The organism is Actinoplanes sp. CA-252034 (assembly GCF_050956125.1).
Lineage (GTDB): Bacteria > Actinomycetota > Actinomycetes > Mycobacteriales > Micromonosporaceae > Actinoplanes.
The window spans coordinates 3,764,208-3,780,932 of the sequence record NZ_CP191846.1 but is presented as its reverse complement, the minus strand read 5'-3'; the positions used below and the strand labels follow the sequence as shown (position 1 = coordinate 3,780,932).

Sequence of the window (16,725 nt, the reverse complement as noted above, 5' to 3'; positions counted from 1 at the left end):
GTGAGCAGAACCTGCACAGTCGAGTGCAGGTTACTTACTTGCTCACCGGTGTGCAATTACGGGGTCACGCGTCACCCTCCCGCTTGCGCAGCTCCTCCTCACGCCGGCGCAGGTCGGCCTCCCATTTCCTCATCAGGTCCTCGTCGTCCTTGCGGGTGCGCTCGGCGACCCCCTTGAGGAACTGGGGGTCGTCGTCGGGCGCGACCGGGCGGGGCCGCTGGTGCTCCGGGAAGCCACCGCCGGGCTTCCAAACGGTGCCGTTGCTCAGCTGGATCGGGCGGGCCGGGCGGCCGGCCACGAACCAGGCGATCGGGCCGATCGGCGAGAACAGCAGGATCAGGATCACCCAGACGACCCGCGGAAGGGCCCGGATCTCGAGCTCCTCCGCGGACAGGCAGGAGATCAGTGCAGTGATGATCAATATGAGGTCGATCAGCGCGAACAACGAATAGAGGCGAATCACGCCGGAGATGATGACAGAGCATCACCCCCGGCGTGGTCCCATCGGCTCAGGTCCGGTCGGTGACTTCCTCGAGCGTACGGTCGTGGCGCAGCGAGGTCCGGGCGGTCTCCTTGGCGGCCAGCACCGCGACCACGGTGAGCACCGACGCGACGGTCATGTAGATCGCCACCGCCGTCGGGTTCGGGTCGGTCACGTCACCGAGCAGCTTCAGCGCGATGATCGGTGCCAGAGCCCCGGCCAGGATCGACGCCAGCTGATAGCCGACCGAGGCTCCGGTGTAGCGGACCGACGTGCCGAACAGCTCGGAGAAGAACGCGGCCTGCGGGGCGTACATCAGCGCGTGCAGGAACAACCCGACCACCACGGCGAGGATGATCTTCGGCTCGGAGCGGCTCTCCAGCAGGCCGAAGAAGACGAACGACCAGATCGCCAGCCCGACCGCGCCGGCCAGGTAGAGCGGGCGCCGGCCGACCCGGTCGGACACCGCCCCGATCAGCGGGATGACCACGAACTGCACGGCCGACCCGATCAGCAGCGCGGTGAGGATCATGCTCTTGTCGGCGGTCGTTCCGGCGTACGTCGTCAGATAGGTGATCGAGATGACGGTGATCAGGTAGTAGCCGATGTTCTCGGCCAACCGCATCCCCATCGCGACCAGGATCTCCCGTGGGTAGCGGCGGATCACCTCGCGCAACGGCTGATGGTCCTTCCGGACCGACGCCTGAGCCTCCTTGAACACCGCCGACTCCTCGATGCTCAGCCGCACCCACAGGCCGACCAGCACCAGCACCGCGCTGAGCAGGAACGGGATCCGCCAACCCCACGCCTTGAACGCCTCGTCCGACTGGACCAGGGCCAGCAGCCACAGCACCCCGGTCGCGAGCAGGTTGCCCAGCGCCACCCCGGCCTGCGGCCACGACGACCAGAACCCGCGCCGCGCGTCGTCGCCGTGCTCGGCGGCCATCAGCACCGCCCCGCCCCATTCGCCGCCGACCGCGAAACCCTGCGCAAGCCGGCAGATCAGCAGCAACACCGGCGCGGCCACGCCGATCGTGGCGTAGGTCGGCAGCAGTCCGATCGCGACGGTCGCGCCACCCATCAGCATCAGCGACAGCACGAGCATCCGTTTCCGGCCGACCCGGTCACCGAAGTGGCCGAACACGATGCCGCCGAGCGGACGGGCGACGAAGCCCAGCGCGTACGTGCCGAACGCCAGCAGCGTGCCGGTGACCGGATCGGACGACGGGAAGAACAGGGCGCCGAAGACCAGGGCGGCCGCGGAGCCGTAGAGGAAGAAGTCGTACCACTCCACGGCGGTGCCGACCAGGGACGCGAAGACGACCTTGACGATGGGGGCCCGTTGGGTGGCGGTCGTGGCCATGGGCGTTCCTCTCGGAGGTTCACAGGATTCGGTGGTAGGGGGACGCTACGTCCGGGACCACCCGGGAGCCCATGGATGCGGCCCACACATTGACGGCCGTTCAGGTGTTGGTGTCACCCAGGGGCCGCGCAGCCGGTGCAGCCGCAGCGCCAGTTGCAGGTCGAGTGCGCGGCCCGGCCGCTGCCAGTCGTCGCCGAGCAGCTGGGCGACCCGCTCCAGGCGTTGATTGACCGTGTTGACGTGCACGTGCAGCGCCTCGGCGGCCCGGGCCAGCCCGCCACCGGCCTCGAAATACGCCTCCAGGGTCCGCACCAGCGCGGTCCCCCGGCGCAGGTCGTAGTCGATCACCGGACCGAGCGTTCCGGCCACGAAACCGGAGACGTCCCGCCGGTCGCCGAGCAGCAGTCCCACGTACCCCAGATCCGCTGCCGACCCGCCGCCACCGGATCGGCCGAGCGTGACCAGGGCGCTCAGGCACTGGTCGGCCTCCCGGTAGGCGCCGGCCACCCCCTCGGCGCCGCGCCCCGGCCCGGCCCCACCGGCGGTGACCGGCCGGCCCATCGTGCGGCTCAGCTCGCGGGCCACCAGGCGGGCCGTCCCGGCCGGGTCGTCGCCGGGCAGCAGCAGCGCCAGCCGCCCGTCCCGGGCATGGCCAGGCCCCGACGGGTCGCCGCGAAGGTCCGCGCCCACGACGCGGCCCGCTGCCCCAGCCCGTCGCCGGTGTCGTCACCGGCCGCGATCACCACCCACGGGGCGTCGACGTCCAGGCCCAGGCGGGCGGCCCGCGACCGCACCGCCTCCGGATCGCGGACCGGGCGGCTGATCAGGTCGTCGAGCAGATCGCCCCGGACCTGCGCCTCGGCGTCGGCGACGGTTCGCCGGAACAGCAGCAGCAACGCGGTGACCTGCGCGGCCCGCTCCAGGATCCGCAGATCCACATCGGCCAGTGGCCGCTCCGGCCGGAAGACCAGAGCGCCGAGGTTGTCGGCGCCGGCCACCACCGCGGCGATCACCAGGTCACCGCGGCGCACACCACGGCCCTCCCCACGCGACGCCGCCACCGCCTCCCCCGCGGTTGCGCCGGGCGGCTCGGGCACCGGCGTCGACAGCCCCGGGCTGCGGGCCGTGGTCAGCGCCCGGCCGTCGGCGTCGATCACCAGCAGCGCACCGGCCAGCACGTCGACCAGGTCGGCGGCCACGTCCTCGACCCCGCCGCCGCGCAGCACCACGGCGGTCATCCGGTCGTGGGCGGCCGCGGCCCGCTCCACCGACGCGCTGTGCGCCTGGATCACCGTGTTCGCCGCCGACAGCTCGGCCAGCGCGGTCTGTGTCTCGCTGAGCAGGCGGGCCGTGTCCAGGGCGACGGCGGCGTGCGCGGCCAGCGACGACAGCAGCGCGACCTCCTCCCGGGCGAACGGGCGCTCGGCCCGGTTGGCCGCGAACAGCACCCCGATCACCGCCGACCCCAGCCGCATCGGCACACCAAGGATCGCGACCAGCCCCTCGTCGGCCACGCCCTGATCGATCTCGCCGGTGTGCCGGAACCGGGGATCGGTCGGGTAGCTGGCCGTCGCGTACGGCGCCCCGGTCAACGCCACGAGACCACCCAGCCCGGCCCCCGGCGGCAGCCGCAGCGCCTGGAAACTCGCCGCCACCGACCCGTCGGTGATCCGCATGTACGTGTCCCCGCGCTCCGCGTCGTCGAGCGTCATGTACGACACGTCCACGTTGAGCAGTGTCCGGACCCGGTGGACGATGGCCCGCAGCACCGCGTCCACGTCCCGCAGCCCGGCCAGGTCACCGGCCGTGTCGTAGAGGGCGGACAGCTCCTCCTCCCGTCGGCGGCGGCGTTCCAGCAGTGCCCGTACCTTCAGGGCCAGGATCTTCGCCTGTTCGAGGTCGTCGAGCTCGGCTCCGGACGCGCCCGCCGTGCGGGCCGCCACGACCGGCCGCTCGAACTCGACCAGCGCCGCCTCACGGGCCAGCAGCTCCAGATAGTCGCGTCCGTCCGGCATGTCAGTGCGCGGTCCAGCCGCCGTCGATCGGGATCGACGCGCCGGTGATCAGATCGGCCGCCGGGGTGCACAGGTAGGCGACCAGCTCGGCCACCTCCTCCGGGGTGATCAGCCGCTTGATGGCCGCCCGGTCCAGCATGATCTCCTCGACCACCCGGTCCTCGCCGATGCCGTGCAGGCGGGCCTGGTCGGCGATCTGACGGTCGACCAGAGGCGTACGCACGAACGCCGGCTCCACACAGTTGGACGTCACCCCGTGCGGCGCCCCCTCCAGGGCGATCACCTTCGACAGCCCCTCCAGGCCGTGCTTGGCCGCGACATAGCCCGACTTGAACGGGGACGCAATCACCCCGTGCACCGAGGAGACGTTCACGATCCGGCCCCAGCCCCGGTCGTACATGTGCGGCAGCACCCGGCGCGCGAGCCGGAACGGGGCGTCCACCATCACCTTCTGCAGGTGCGCGAACCGCTCCGGCGGGAAGTCCGGCAGCGCCGCCACATGCTGTAGGCCCGCGTTGTTGACCAGCACGTCCACGTCGGCGGCCACCCGGTCGGCAGCACCCGGGTCGGCCAGGTCGACCACGAGCGGGCGCCCGCCAACCTCCGCCGCGGCCTCCTTCGCCGACGTCTCGTCCACGTCCGCCACCAGCACGGCCGCCCCCGCAGCGGCGAGCCGGGCCGCGCAGGCCCGGCCGATGCCGCTGCCGGCCCCGGTCACCAGCGCCGTCCGGCCGTTCAGATCCAGCGTGACCACCCGCGTCGTCATGCCGCACACCCTATGAGCCCCACACGACACCGATCCATGTGTGAAACCGACATGCCGAACGGCCCCGACGTGTCCCTCCGGCACAATCGGGGCCCCTTTTCCCGGCAATCGGGCCGTTGAGCCGGGACCGATGGCCAATGATTCTTTCGGGGCAGATACGGCGACGAGGGGGACGACGACATGAGCGAGCCCGTACCATCCACGACCCGCCTGGCCGAGAACGTCCGGCTCGGCACCAAGATCCTCCTGGTCGTGCTCCTGGTCGCCGCCCTCGGTGGGGCCGTCGGGCTGTTCGCGCTGCGGCAGATGTCCACGCTCGCCGACGCCAGCGAGGGCGAGTACGCGCAGACCCTCAAGGCACAGGCCATCGCCGACGTCCGCTCGGCGTTCAACCGGACCCGGATCAACGCCCTGGAGTTCCTGCTGGCCGGGGACGCCGCCACCCGGACCACCGAGCGCAAGCAGTTCGACACCGAGGTCACCGACGTCGCCGACCTGTCCGCCGCCTACCGGGCCATGGCCGGCACCGACGGCGAGCGGGACAGTCTCGACTCGTTCGCGGGCGCCTGGAAGAAGTACGTGACCGTGGTGACGGACCGACTGTTCCCCCTCGCCGAGCAGGGCCGCCTCGATCAGGTGCGGGACCTCCGGGACGGGGAGGTCCTGGACCTCGTCGGCACCATGCGCGAGGACCTCACCAACCTCTCCGACTACGCGATCGCCCAGGCCGGCGCCTCCCACCAGGACGCCGACGGGGCGTACGGCAACGGGCGGACGATCATCATCGTCGCGATCGTGCTCATGCTGCTGGTCGGCTCGGTCATCGCGGTGCTGTTCGCCCGCGGCATCACCCGGCCGCTCGCCCACTGCGTCGAGGTGCTGCGCCGGATCGACGGCGGGGACCTGACGGCCCGTACCGACCTCGGCGGCGGCGACGAGATCGGCGAGCTGGCCACCGCCCTCAACCACACCGCGTCCGAGGTGGCCACCACCGTGCGGCAGGTCCGCGACGACGCCGAGGCCCTGGCCAGCACCTCCGGCCGGCTGTCGGTCATCGCCGAGGAGCTCACCCGGTCGGCGCAGACCACCGCCGAGCAGGCCGGATCGGTCTCGGCGGCGGCCGAGGTGATCTCCTCCAACGTGCAGACCGTCGCCGCCGGCACCGAGGAGATGAGCGCCTCGATCCGGGAGATCGCCACCAGCGCCGGCGACGCCGCCCAGGTCGCCGGGAACGCCACCACGGCCGCCCAGCGCACCAGCGACACCATGGCCAAACTCGGTCAGGCCAGCGCCGAGATCACCGAGGTGATCAACGCGATCACCAGCATCGCCGAGCAGACCAACCTGCTGGCCCTGAACGCCACCATCGAGGCCGCACGTGCCGGCGAGTCCGGCAAGGGCTTCGCGGTCGTCGCGTCCGAGGTCAAGGACCTGGCACAGGAGACGGCGCGGGCCACCGAGGACATCAGCAAGCGGATCGCCGCCATCCAGTCCGACACCGACGCGGCCGTCGAGGCGATCGGCGACATCGGCGACGTCATCGCACGGATCAACGACTACGCCACCACCATCGCCGCGGCCGTCGAGGAGCAGACCGCCACCACCGGTGAGATGGGCCGCAACGTCGCCGAGGCCGCGTCCGGCTCCGGGAACATCGCCGCCGACATCACCACCGTGGCGGCCACCGCCAACGAGACCACACGGAGCGCCGACGAGGCCCGTGTCACCGCCGCCGAACTCGCCGGCATGGCCCAGCGGCTCGGCAGCGCCGTCAGCAACTACCGGGTCTGAGGCTTGCGCGGGATGCGGATCGCCATGGGTGGCAGATGCTCGGCGAACCGGCCGCCCGAGTCCGTCGGCATCGCGCACACCGTCGCCGCCACCCGCTCCCGGCCGGCCCCAGGGTACGACCGGGCGGACAGCACCGCCCGGAACGTCCCCAGGCCCGCCGGTCACCCGGTCCCCGTCTGATCGCCCGCGGTCAGGTGCAGGCGGGGCCAGGTGGCCAGATCGGCCAGCAGCCGCCGGTCGTGGGTGGCGATCACGACCGCCGCCGGTGTGGTCAGCAGCGCCTCGGTGAGCTCGTCGACCAACGTGGACGACAGGTGATTGGTGGGCTCGTCGAAGAGCAGCAGATCCGGTGACCCGGCCAGCGCAACGGCCAGGTCGAGGCGGCGCTGCTGCCCCTGGGAGAGCAGCCGTACCGGGGTGCGCAGCGCCTCCGCGTCGAGCAGGCCCATCGTGCTCCGCCCGGCCGGCAGCCGGTGCGCCGTGACGTCGTCCGGCCGGTCCGGGACCTCTTGGGCGACCAGCGCGATCCGGGCGTCCGGTGAGCGGTGCACCGTGCCGGCCGGCGCCCGCAACCGGCCGGCCAGCAGCGCGAGCAGCGTCGACTTGCCGGTCCCGTTGGCGCCGGTGATCAGCAGCCGGTCGCCGCCGTCGAGGCCGAGAGTGACCGGCCGGTCCAGGCGGCCGGGCGCGCGAACCCCCTCGGCACGCAGCAGCGGCACACCCTTGCGCGTGGTCAGTTCCGGCCAGCGCAGCACCGCGGGTGGCGCCGGAACGGTGATCCGGTGCGCTTCGAGAGCCTCCCGCTCACGGTTGAGCGCCTGCACCACCCCCGGCGTGTGCGACTGTCGTTTGTGCTTGTTGACGCCCTTGTCGGGGCGCCAGCCGGTGCTCAGCCGGGACCGGGCACGATCGACGGCCTCGGCCAGCCGACGGTGCTCGGCCCGCTGCTCGTCATACTCCTGCACCCATCGTTCCCGGTCACGGCGCCGGCCACGCTGCCACTCGTCGTAGCCGCCGGCGTAGGTGTGCGCCAGGCCGTCCCGGCTCGGGTCGAGATCGGTGAGCTCGCGGGCCACGTCGCGCAGCAGCTGCCGGTCGTGGCTGACCAGCACGATGCCGCCGGGGTGGGCGCGCAGCCGGGCGGTCAGGAACGCCAGCCCCGCAGCGTCCAGATGGTTGGTGGGCTCGTCGAGCAGCAGCAGGTCGTGGTGCGCGCCGAGTAGGCACGCCAGCCGCACCCGGTAACGCTGGCCGACCGAAAGGGTGCCCAGCTCCCGGGCCCGGTCGGTGCACGCGTCGAGTGCTTCCAGGGCGATGTCGACGCGGCGTTCGGCGTCCCACGCGTCCAGCCGGCCGGCGGCCTCCAGCGCGGCCGCATAACGGTCGTCCGCGCCGGCCCGGCCCGCGGCCAGGTCACCCGCCGCCTTTTCAAGGTCATTCAGCGCGGTACGGGACTCCAGCAACGCCGCCGACGTGAGGCTTCCGACGGTGTCACCGGGACGGACGTGCAGGGCCTGGGCGGCCAGCCCGATCGTTCCGGCGCGCTGCACCGTGCCGCCGTCGGGGACGATCAGGCCGGCCAGGACGTGCAGCAGGGTGGTCTTGCCACGGCCGTTCTCGCCGACCACGGCCAGCCGGGAGCCGGCCGAGACGGTGACGGACACGCGATCGAGGACGAGACGGGCGCCGAGACGGACGGTGATGCCGTCGGCACGAAGATGCGCAAGGGACATGGGTGTGCTCCGCAGCTCGAGAGTGAGCCGGGTAGCCGGAAGCGGCCGCCCGGCAGAACGCCGAGACGGCGGGCATGATGCAGATCAGTGCAGGTAGCGCCGCCGTCAGCGGACGCTGCGGATCCTCATGAACGCGATTCCCTTGTGCATGCCGGAGACGCTAGCCGACGCCCGTACGAGCCTGCGACCCTATTTTTGGATGTTCTCATCATCCCGATGATGGAGGTATCTTGCTCGTCATGGTTCGGTTGACGAGGGCGCTGCAACAGGCCCGCACGAGAACGGCTGTCCTCGACGCGGCGGTCGAGGAGTTCGCGGAACACGGTTACGCCGACGCCAAGATCGACCGGATCGCCGCGCGCGCCGACCTCACCCGTGGAGCGGTGTATTCCAACTTCGCCGGCAAACGATCGCTCTACCTGGCGGTTCTGCTCGACTTCGCGCCCCGGCACACCCCGGCGGCCGTCGATCTGCCCGAGAGCATGCCGATGGAGACCGCCGTCGAGGGTTTCGCCCGGGCCTGGCTGGAGCATCTGCCGCTGGCCGGCGACACCGCGGCCGGCGGGCGCCTACGATCACGATCGGTCGCCGGGGTCTTCGACGACGAGCCAGGCCGCGCCGCGCTGGCCCAGATCACCCGGCTGGAGGCGCTGCTGCTGGCCCTCGCGCTGGAGGGGTGCCCACCGGTCGCCCGGCGCCGGGTCCGCCTGGCCGAGCTGCTCCTCACCCTCCTGCACGGCGCCGACCATCTGGCCGACACGGCCCCCGGGTTCGGCGACCTGTTCGACGTCATCCGCGCCTGCCGGCACCTGGCCGAGGTCCCCCTGACCGACGAGTGGGATCCGCCGCACCTGCCGTTCATCCCGCCCGCGCAGCGATGCGACGCCCCGTGGAGCCCGCCCGACGGCGTCGGCGACGACGGCCTGCTCGTGATCCTCGGCACGGCCCGGCTCGGCGCCGCCGAGGAGGTGGTCCGCGCCGCCGGCCCGGACGATCAGGTCACCATGGCCGTGGTCACCGGCGACCCGGCCGAGACAGGGGCGCTGGCCCGCCTGCGCCTCACCGGCCTCACCGCCTGCCTTCGGCAGTCGTTTCCACCGGGCGTCGCCCGCCCGCTCCACATCGAGCTCGACGACGGTCCGGCCCTGGCCACCGCGGTCGAGGCCGCCTTCACCGACTCCACGGCCACCCACCCGGCAGCGGACGGCTTCCTGGACGGCTTTCCCGTCGGGGACGAGACCGAGATCGCGGTGCGGATCCAGGACGGGCGGATCGTGGCACGGGCCTCCGGGCGCGGGGCCGGCCATGCCGTGGCGGTCGCCCTCCACGATGGCGGGACGGGGCAGCCGTGACCGACCTTCCGGTGCTGCACACGTTGCGGTGCCTCGGGTTCACCGACCTGGAGCGGGTGGCCGACGCGGGCGGCCTGACGTCGTCCGACGCCGAGTCACGGCTCATCGACCTTGCGGTTGACGGGCTTGTCACCCGTACCCCCGGCGCTTTCGGGGTTGGGGCCTCACCGAGGCGGGCAAGGCCGAGGACGCGCGCCTGGTCGCCGCGGAGCTGGACGCGGCCGGGAGCCGGGCGGCCGTCACGGCGGCGTACGAGGCGTTCCTGATCCTCAATCCGGAACTGCTCGATCTCTGCACGGCCTGGCACATGCGGTCGGTCGACGGGGTGACCGAGGTCAACGATCACACCGACTCCGCCTATGACGCCCGGGTCCTCGCGCGGTTCGTCGACCTCGATCAGCGGGCGACGGTCGTCTGCTCGGCGCTGAGCGCGGCACTCCCACGGTTCGGGCGGTACCGGAGGCGGCTCACCGCGGCGCTCGACCACGCGCGGGCGGGCCGGCTCGAACACCTCGCCGACACCACCACCTCGTACCACAACGTGTGGTTCCAGCTGCACGAAGACCTGCTGGTGACCCTCGGTATCCCGCGATGACGTACCTCCGTGTGCTGTCCCCGGCGACGCCCGACGACGCCGAGACGCTCGGCGGCAAGGGAGCCGGGCTGGTCACGTTGATGCGGCTCGGCCTGCCGGTGCCGCACGGTTTCGTCATCTCACCGGCGGCGTGCCGGGAGTTCCTGCGGGGCCGACGGCTGCCGCCCGGGCTCCCGACGTCGCTGACCGACGCCATGCGAGACCTCGAAGCGGTGACCGAGCGCCGGTTCGGCGGACCGGGCCGGCCGCTGCTGGTGTCGGTGCGATCCGGAGCGGCCGTGTCGATGCCCGGCATGATGAGCACACTCCTCGACGTCGGCGGGCCCACACCGGCGATCGCGTCCGGGCGCCTGCGAGAGGCCGTCGAAGAGGTGTTCGCGTCGTGGCACAGCCCGCGGGCGGTGTCCTATCGGGAGCTGCACGACATTCCGCACGACCAGGGGACCGCGGTCGTCGTGCAGGCGATGGTGCACGGCGACCGCGACGGGCACAGCGGGAGCGGGGTCGCCTTCAGCCGTGATCCCGGCACGGGAGCCAAAGCCGCCTACGGGGACGTGCTGTTCGGGCATCGGGGCGACGACGTCGTCTCCGGGTGGGTGGCCACCCGTCCGCTCGGTGAGCTGGCCGGCCGTGACCCCGCGGTGTGGGCCGCTCTGCTCGACGGGCTCGACCGGGTCGAGCGCCACTACCGGGACGTGTGCCACGTCGAGTTCACGTACGAGTCCGGCCGCCTGTGGTTTCTGCAGGTGAGGCCGGGTGGGCTGGCTGGACGTGCGGCGGTGCGGGCTGCCGTCGACCTGGCCGACGAGGGGATCATCGACCGGGCGACGGCGGTGCGGCGGGTCTCGGCCCGGCAGATCCGCGCGGCCCGTACCCCGAGGATCCGGGCCGGCACACCGGTCCTCGCCCGGGGTGTCGGCGCGAGTCCCGGCGTGGCGTCCGGCCGGATCGCGGTCACCGCCGACCGCGCCGTCCGGATGGCCACGGACGGTCCCGTCGTCCTGGTCCGCCCGCACACGTCGCCGCTCGACATGCACGGCCTGGCCGCCGCCGCGGGCATCGTCACCACCGTCGGCGGGCCCACCAGCCACGCCGCGGTGGTGGCCCGGTCGATGGGCAAACCCGCCGTCGTCGGCGTGGCCGCCCTCACCGTCGACCCCGAGACCGGCCGAGTCCACACGACCGGCGGCACCTTCACCGAGGGAAGCCTGTTCACCATCGACGGCACCGGCGGCGACGTGGTGGCCGGCCCCGCCGAGACGACCACCGGCGACACCGACCCGCACCTCGGCCGGCTGCTCCGCTGGGCGGGGTCCGGCCTATGACCGGGGGGGTCACGGCGCCCGCCCGGCGAACATGGCAGGCTGAGCGGCGTGCCCATGGACGACGTCATCGATCAGCCGCTGCGGGTCCAGTGGGAGTCGTTTCTCGACGACCATCGGGCGGCGCTCCACGCAAGCCTCGACGGGCTGACCGAGGAGCAGGCCCGCCGACAGCTCGTGCCCTCGCGGACGACACTGCTCGGGCTCGTCAAGCACGTCACCTTCGTGGAGAAGGTGTGGTTCGACGAGGCGATCACCGGGCGACCACGCGCCGAGATCGGCATTCCGGCCACACCGGACGAGTCTTTCGTGCTCGACGAGACGGACACCATCGACAGTGTGCGCACGGCGTACCGGCAGGCCTGCGAGGCGTCCCGGGCCGCGGCGGCCCCGCTCGACCTCGACGACGTGGTGACCGGCAACCGTCGCGGGCCGGTGCCGTTGCGCTGGATCTACCTGCATTTCCTGCGGGAGATCGCCCAGCATTGCGGGCATGCCGACATCCTCCGCGAGCAGATCCTCACCGAGTGAGGCGCGGGCCCACTGACATCTCCGCAAGAGATCGTCGCCCGACTCAGGCGCCGACACACTGGGCTTCTCCGCTCACCCTTTCTCCGCTCACCCTTTCTCCGCTCACCCGTTCTCCGCTCACCGAGTTAGGCCGGGCCGGCCCGATGGCCGCACAAGACCACCGGCAGCGAGCAGCCGCGAACAGGTTCTTCCCAGACCGCCGACGCCGGCGGACGGCTGCACGGAACCAGCGTCGGACCACGGGCCAGCTTGGCCACACCAACGCCCCTCGGCGTGCGGGACCCCACGGCTGAGGCGGGCCCTCACGCGTACGGTGGGCACATGCCGGAGACCGATCGCTGGGCGCGTTCTGACTGGTGGGGCGTGGTGCTCGACGCGCCCGACGTCGATGTGCTGGCCACGTTCTACGCGGAGCTGCGCGGCTGGTCGATCTGGCGGCGTGAGCCCGGCAACATCGTGCTGGACGTCGGTGAGGGCGTCGCCTACCTGACGGTTCAGCACAATCCCGACTACGTGCGGCCGGTGTGGCCCGCTGAGAGCGGGCGGCAGCAGATGATGCTCCACCTTGATTTCGAGGTCACCGATCTGGAGGCCGCGGTGGAACACGCGGTCGGTCTCGGCGCGGAGTTGCCCGCCCACCAGCCGCAGACGAGCGTGCGGGTGCTCCTCGACCCCGCCGGTCACCCCTTCTGCCTGTACACCTCCTGACCCCCCCCGCCCGCTCCAGTCCCGCCATCGGGCTCACCCGCCGCCCCGCCAAGAGCGCCGAACCGAAGTCTCTGGAGTCACGGGACCACGCGAGCGTTCTCAGGGGTCGCATCCCGCCTGAAACGAGTACCACGGTTCGATGGCAACGCGGACAGCAACCTCAGCGACGGCACGCGAGCAGCGACGACGGCACGCGAGCAGCGACGGTGGCCGTGACGGCAGCGACGGTGGCCGTGACGGCGGCAGCGGCAGCGGCAGCGGCAGCGGCAGCACTATCCGCTGTGGCGGCTCGAGGTTGCGTGCGGGGCGGCCCGACGGCGGGCGGTAGCCGCCGAAGGCGGAGGGGTGGTGGATGCGGTTGTGGGAGGTGTGGCCGTACTCCTGATGGTGAATGCCCCCACGCGAACAGTGAGTGACGCGGCGGCCGTCGCGCAGCGTCAGCGACGGACGCAGGCCTCGCGGCCCGGCGCATGCTTGATCGCCCACCCGGCCAGGGCCAATGCGGGTGGGACGAGGCTCTTGCCCGTGGCGGTGAGGGTGTACTCGACGCGCGGCGGCACCTCGGCGTGAACGGTTCGGGTGATCAGGCCGTCGCGTTCCGGGTTGCACAAGGTGAGGGTCAGCATGCGCTGGGAGATGCCGGGAACCTGGCGGTGCAGGTCGGTGAAGCGGAGCGTGCCCTGGTCGAGGGTCGCGACCACCAGCAGTGTCCACTTGTTGCAGATCCGATCGAGGATCGCCCGGAGCGTCCGGCCGCTGGGTCGATCGCACGCCGATGCCGCTCGTCCGGGCGATCGGCGGCCCGGAGCTCGCGGGCGCGGCCGGGCTGATCCTGCCGCCGCTCACCGGGATCGCGCCGTGGCTGGCCCCGGCCGCGGCGGTCGGGCTCGGCCTCGCTCAGGTCGGCCGGATCATCGTGCACGTCACGCGCGGTGAGGTGAGGGTGATCGCTACCGGCCGCGAGCGCCGCCCTCCTCTGGTTGTGACAGCAGGCCGAGGGCGGTGACGATGTCGGCAGCCGTGTGGGCCGGGCGGTAGGCGGTCTCGGTCCACGGGCGCCCGCCGGACACCCAGACGCTGGTCAGCCCCAGCGCGACCGCTCCGGCGATGTCGGCGTGCGGGGAGTCGCCGATCATCCAGGCGCCGGTCAGGTCCGGGGCGGCGGCGCGGAAGATCGCCGGATCCGGTTTCCGGCAGCCGGCCGCCTCGGAGATCACCCAGCCGTCGACCAGCCGGTCCAGCCCGGTGTTGCGGATCTTGGCCTCCTGCTGGACGGTGCGGCCGTTGGTGACGATCACGCATGTCCAACCGGCGGCGCGGACACGGCGGAGGGCGTCGGCGACCGGCGCGGCGAGAACGGCCCGGTCGGCGGCGCCGCCGTCCAGCAGGGTACGGAGATCGCGCGCCCCGAACCGGCCGGCCATCGCCGCCGCGACCCGATCGCGGGGCGTGTAGCCGCTCGCGTCGACCGCCATCACCCAGTCGACGTCGGCGGCCGGCAGACCGTGGTCGTCGAGGAAGGCGACGACCGCCGCTCGGAAGGCCGCGTCCCGGTCGATCAGTGTGTTGTCGAGATCGACCACCAGCAGCGGCATGCGGGTCAGAGCGCCATGTACAGACGGATGGTGGTGGCTCCCGGCCGGGTGTGCACGCGCACCAGGTCGCACAGGTAGTGGGCGAGCAGCAGTCCCCGGCCGCCGGGGACGCGAGGGTCCGCCGGGATCCGCCCGGCCAGCGGATCGGCGATGAACCCCTCGTCGCTGACCTCGCAGACGAGTCGGCCGTCGTCCATCCAGACGGTGACGGCGCCGCCGCCCGAGGTGTGGACCAACGTGTTCTCGGCCAGTTCGTTGACGGCGGTGACCAGGTCCTCGACCCGCGGATCGGGTAGGCCGGCCTTGGTGGCGTGCGTCCCGGTGAACCGCCGGACCCGGCTCAGATCGGTGGGCGCCGCATACGCCACCCAGGCCGCGTCGCCGGGCGCGGTGGGCAGCGGCCGGTTGAGCTCCTCGGCGACGGCGAACGGGTCGGCGAAGTCGGGGCTGTCGTGACGCCGCCCGTCGACGATCAACACGGGGTGGGTGCGCCGGACGTCGTCGACGGCGGCCGGATCGAGACAGCCCACATCGAACGGGCACAGGATCGACGCATCCCGCCCGGCGAACACCGCATTGAGCAGCGCCTCGTGCTGCACGCACGCCGGATACTCGACGGCGGACCGGACCGGCCGGATCGACTCCGCCACGACCGAGATCCGCCGCCCGGTGTGGGTGGACGCGAACGCCAGCAGCACCCCCGGGATGATCCGGCCGGGGTTGCGTCCCGCCTCGGTCATGTCGGTGAACGACACCGCTGCGGCGACATCCGGCAGCGCGTCACGCAGCGGTCCCAGGCGATGCCCGGGGACGGCGACGAGCACGGCGTCCCCGGCGGCCACCGCCTCCCGCACGAAGCCGGTCGTGATCCGCAGATAGTCGCCGGCGTCCCGGTGGAGCAGAGCCGGATGATCGAAGCTCACGACTCGCAGACCGCCTCGGCGCCGTTGAACAGGAGCAGCCGCCGCAGCCCGGGCGAGCAGCCGGCAACCCGCAGCCGCGGCGCGCCGGCGACCGCGGCCTCCAGCAGGATCCGCACCGTCGCGGCGTCGGCGAACCGTAGCTCGGACACGTCCACGGTGACCGGTGAACGGTCGCCGGGAGCATCGTCGACGAGGCGATCGAGGACTGCCCGCAGCGCCTGCCGGTTGGACAGGCCGGCCTCGCCCTGCAGGCGGACACCGGGCGGGTCGACGGTCCGCGCGAACCGGAGGGCCGGCTCGGCGTCCTGGCTGGTGGTGTCGTCCACGGCGGCCGGGTGCGCCCAGGTGACGCGCTGCAGGTCCGCCGCGGAGAACAGCCGCCGATCGTACAGGCAGATCGCCATCGCCTGCCGCTCGGCGAAGACCCGGTTCACATTCGCCTCATACCAGGCGAGCCGCTCGGCGCCGGGCACCGGAGCGGCCGCCCACGACATGTCACCGATCGCGCGCAGACCGCGGTAGCCGTCGGCACGGGCCCGGGCCGCCTCCGACCGCCAGCCCTCCATGGTCGCCTCGGGGTCGAAGCGGCCGCCCGCCAGATAGGAGTCCTCCGGGGTCGCCATCTCGATCTGGCCGCGCGCGACGGCGTCGTGGAGGCCGAGCTCGTCGGCCAGACGCTGCGGATCAGCTCCGAAATAGAGGATGCGCTCGTCGTCACGGAGGCCCGCGCTCACGTAGGTGGCGAGGCTGCGGCGCCGCACGTCGTCATCGTCGACCACGACACACGCATGGTCGCCGGGCCGGAGCCGCCCGAGCATCCCTGCCTCGATCATGACGACTCCTAATTCAGCGGACCCGGTAATGGTAACTGTGGGAATGGATGAAGCCGACTTTCCCGTACAGCGCCCGGGCACCCTCATTATCGTCCTCGACCTGAAGATAGAGCACGTCGGCGCCGTGCCCGGCGGACCAGGCCGCCCCGGCCCGCAGGATCGCCGCCGCATGACCCCGGCGCCGGTGCTCCGGTGAGGTGGCCATGCAGAACACACCGCTCAGCCCGTCGGCCACGACGAACAGCCCGAGCGCGGCGATTCCGGAGTCCACGGTGACCGACGCGAACCCCGTGGCGACGCCGATGCGCGCGAGGACGTGCTCACTGACCGGATCGTTGCCGTAGGCGGCCCGCCACGCCGGCGTCAGCTCCGGCTCGATCGTCACCGTCGGCTCCGGGGCCGCCACGCCGGCGACCGGCGCGGTCAGGACCAGGGTCGGCGCGTCGTGGCGGTAGCCGCGCGCTGCCAGGACCGCGTCCAACTCGGCGTGTTCCTCGGCCGGGCTGATCTGGACGGTCACCGGAATGTCGCGTTCACGATAGAACGCCTCGGCGACGTCCACGGACACCGACGGCCCGTACGGCAGCGCCGAGTTGTTGCGCCGCTTGCCGACACCGGGGGTGTGCCGCAGCAGCCAGCCGCCACCCTGCTCAGCGTGGGTGGACGGCCACGCGACGACCGCGTGCTCCTCGATCTTCGCGACGCTCGTCATGATCG

The 16,725-nt window shown here is 72.5% G+C and carries 16 protein-coding genes and 1 pseudogene; 7 read left to right on the top strand and 10 right to left on the bottom strand.

What is annotated here, in order from left to right; genetic code table 11:
• Nucleotides 1–64 precede the first annotated feature (64 nt).
• The 4 genes and pseudogenes from ACQPZW_RS17005 to ACQPZW_RS16990 form a co-directional block, all read right to left on the bottom strand.
• Nucleotides 65–463: a PLD nuclease N-terminal domain-containing protein gene (locus ACQPZW_RS17005; protein WP_433795851.1), complete on the bottom strand. Its 399-nt coding sequence runs from the start codon at nt 461–463 to the stop codon at nt 65–67.
• A gap of 46 nt (nt 464–509) precedes the next feature.
• Nucleotides 510–1,844 (bottom strand): MFS transporter, encoded by a 1,335-nt coding sequence (locus tag ACQPZW_RS17000; protein ID WP_433795850.1) that lies wholly within the window; start codon nt 1,842–1,844, stop codon nt 510–512.
• A 45-nt stretch (nt 1,845–1,889) separates the two neighbouring features.
• Nucleotides 1,890–3,859 (bottom strand): annotated as a pseudogene (locus ACQPZW_RS16995) (helix-turn-helix domain-containing protein).
• 1 nt (nt 3,860) lies between these two features.
• Nucleotides 3,861–4,625: a 3-hydroxybutyrate dehydrogenase gene (locus tag ACQPZW_RS16990; RefSeq protein ID WP_433795849.1), complete on the bottom strand. Its 765-nt coding sequence runs from the start codon at nt 4,623–4,625 to the stop codon at nt 3,861–3,863.
• Between the two features lie 180 nt (nt 4,626–4,805).
• On the opposite strand from ACQPZW_RS16990, the gene ACQPZW_RS16985 reads away from it, so the two are divergent.
• Nucleotides 4,806–6,416: a methyl-accepting chemotaxis protein gene (locus ACQPZW_RS16985; RefSeq protein WP_433795848.1), complete on the top strand. Its 1,611-nt coding sequence runs from the start codon at nt 4,806–4,808 to the stop codon at nt 6,414–6,416.
• A 161-nt stretch (nt 6,417–6,577) separates the two neighbouring features.
• Here the strand turns inward: ACQPZW_RS16985 and ACQPZW_RS16980 are convergent, their stop codons facing one another.
• A complete protein-coding gene (locus ACQPZW_RS16980) occupies nt 6,578–8,149 on the bottom strand; it encodes an ATP-binding cassette domain-containing protein (protein ID WP_433795847.1) in 1,572 nt (523 codons plus the stop codon).
• 239 nt (nt 8,150–8,388) lie between these two features.
• Here ACQPZW_RS16980 and ACQPZW_RS16975 point away from each other — a divergent pair, with 239 nt between their 5' ends.
• From ACQPZW_RS16975 to ACQPZW_RS16955, 5 genes are all read left to right on the top strand, one after another.
• Entirely contained in the window at nt 8,389–9,501 is a 1,113-nt protein-coding gene (locus ACQPZW_RS16975; protein WP_433795846.1) for a TetR/AcrR family transcriptional regulator, read from the top strand.
• 307 nt (nt 9,502–9,808) lie between these two features.
• Nucleotides 9,809–10,096 (top strand): hypothetical protein, encoded by a 288-nt coding sequence (locus ACQPZW_RS16970; RefSeq protein ID WP_433795845.1) that lies wholly within the window; start codon nt 9,809–9,811, stop codon nt 10,094–10,096.
• Nucleotides 10,093–11,421 (top strand): PEP/pyruvate-binding domain-containing protein, encoded by a 1,329-nt coding sequence (locus ACQPZW_RS16965; RefSeq protein WP_433795844.1) that lies wholly within the window; start codon nt 10,093–10,095, stop codon nt 11,419–11,421. Before ACQPZW_RS16970 ends, ACQPZW_RS16965 begins: the two co-directional genes overlap by 4 nt.
• A 54-nt stretch (nt 11,422–11,475) precedes the next feature.
• Nucleotides 11,476–11,949 carry a DinB family protein gene (locus ACQPZW_RS16960; RefSeq protein WP_433797563.1) on the top strand — a complete coding sequence of 158 codons (474 nt, stop codon included), beginning with the start codon at nt 11,476–11,478 and terminating at the stop codon, nt 11,947–11,949.
• Nucleotides 11,950–12,270: 321 nt separating this feature from the next.
• Nucleotides 12,271–12,657 (top strand): VOC family protein, encoded by a 387-nt coding sequence (locus tag ACQPZW_RS16955; protein WP_433795843.1) that lies wholly within the window; start codon nt 12,271–12,273, stop codon nt 12,655–12,657.
• A gap of 437 nt (nt 12,658–13,094) precedes the next feature.
• On the opposite strand, the gene ACQPZW_RS16950 is transcribed toward ACQPZW_RS16955, so the two are convergent.
• Nucleotides 13,095–13,358: a winged helix-turn-helix transcriptional regulator gene (locus tag ACQPZW_RS16950; protein ID WP_433795842.1), complete on the bottom strand. Its 264-nt coding sequence runs from the start codon at nt 13,356–13,358 to the stop codon at nt 13,095–13,097.
• Between the two features lie 74 nt (nt 13,359–13,432).
• Between ACQPZW_RS16950 and ACQPZW_RS16945 the strand changes: the two genes are divergently transcribed.
• The gene (locus ACQPZW_RS16945) at nt 13,433–13,663 is read left to right on the top strand and encodes a DoxX family protein (RefSeq protein WP_433795841.1); all 231 of its coding nucleotides are present in this window, start codon (nt 13,433–13,435) and stop codon (nt 13,661–13,663) included.
• On the opposite strand, the gene ACQPZW_RS16940 is transcribed toward ACQPZW_RS16945, so the two are convergent.
• Genes ACQPZW_RS16940 through ACQPZW_RS16925 form a run of 4 tightly spaced genes read right to left on the bottom strand, consistent with a single transcriptional unit; the run spans nt 13,608 to nt 16,720 of the window.
• Nucleotides 13,608–14,252, bottom strand: a complete 645-nt coding sequence (locus ACQPZW_RS16940; protein WP_433795840.1) for an HAD family hydrolase — start codon at nt 14,250–14,252, stop codon at nt 13,608–13,610. The genes ACQPZW_RS16945 and ACQPZW_RS16940 overlap by 56 nt on opposite strands.
• Before the next feature lie 5 nt (nt 14,253–14,257).
• Nucleotides 14,258–15,175: an anti-sigma factor RsbA family regulatory protein gene (locus ACQPZW_RS16935; protein WP_433795839.1), complete on the bottom strand. Its 918-nt coding sequence runs from the start codon at nt 15,173–15,175 to the stop codon at nt 14,258–14,260.
• A complete protein-coding gene (locus ACQPZW_RS16930) occupies nt 15,172–16,008 on the bottom strand; it encodes an MEDS domain-containing protein (protein ID WP_433795838.1) in 837 nt (278 codons plus the stop codon). Before ACQPZW_RS16930 ends, ACQPZW_RS16935 begins: the two co-directional genes overlap by 4 nt.
• A gap of 13 nt (nt 16,009–16,021) precedes the next feature.
• A complete protein-coding gene (locus ACQPZW_RS16925; protein ID WP_433795837.1) occupies nt 16,022–16,720 on the bottom strand; it encodes a GNAT family N-acetyltransferase in 699 nt (232 codons plus the stop codon).
• Nucleotides 16,721–16,725: the final 5 nt, after the last annotated feature.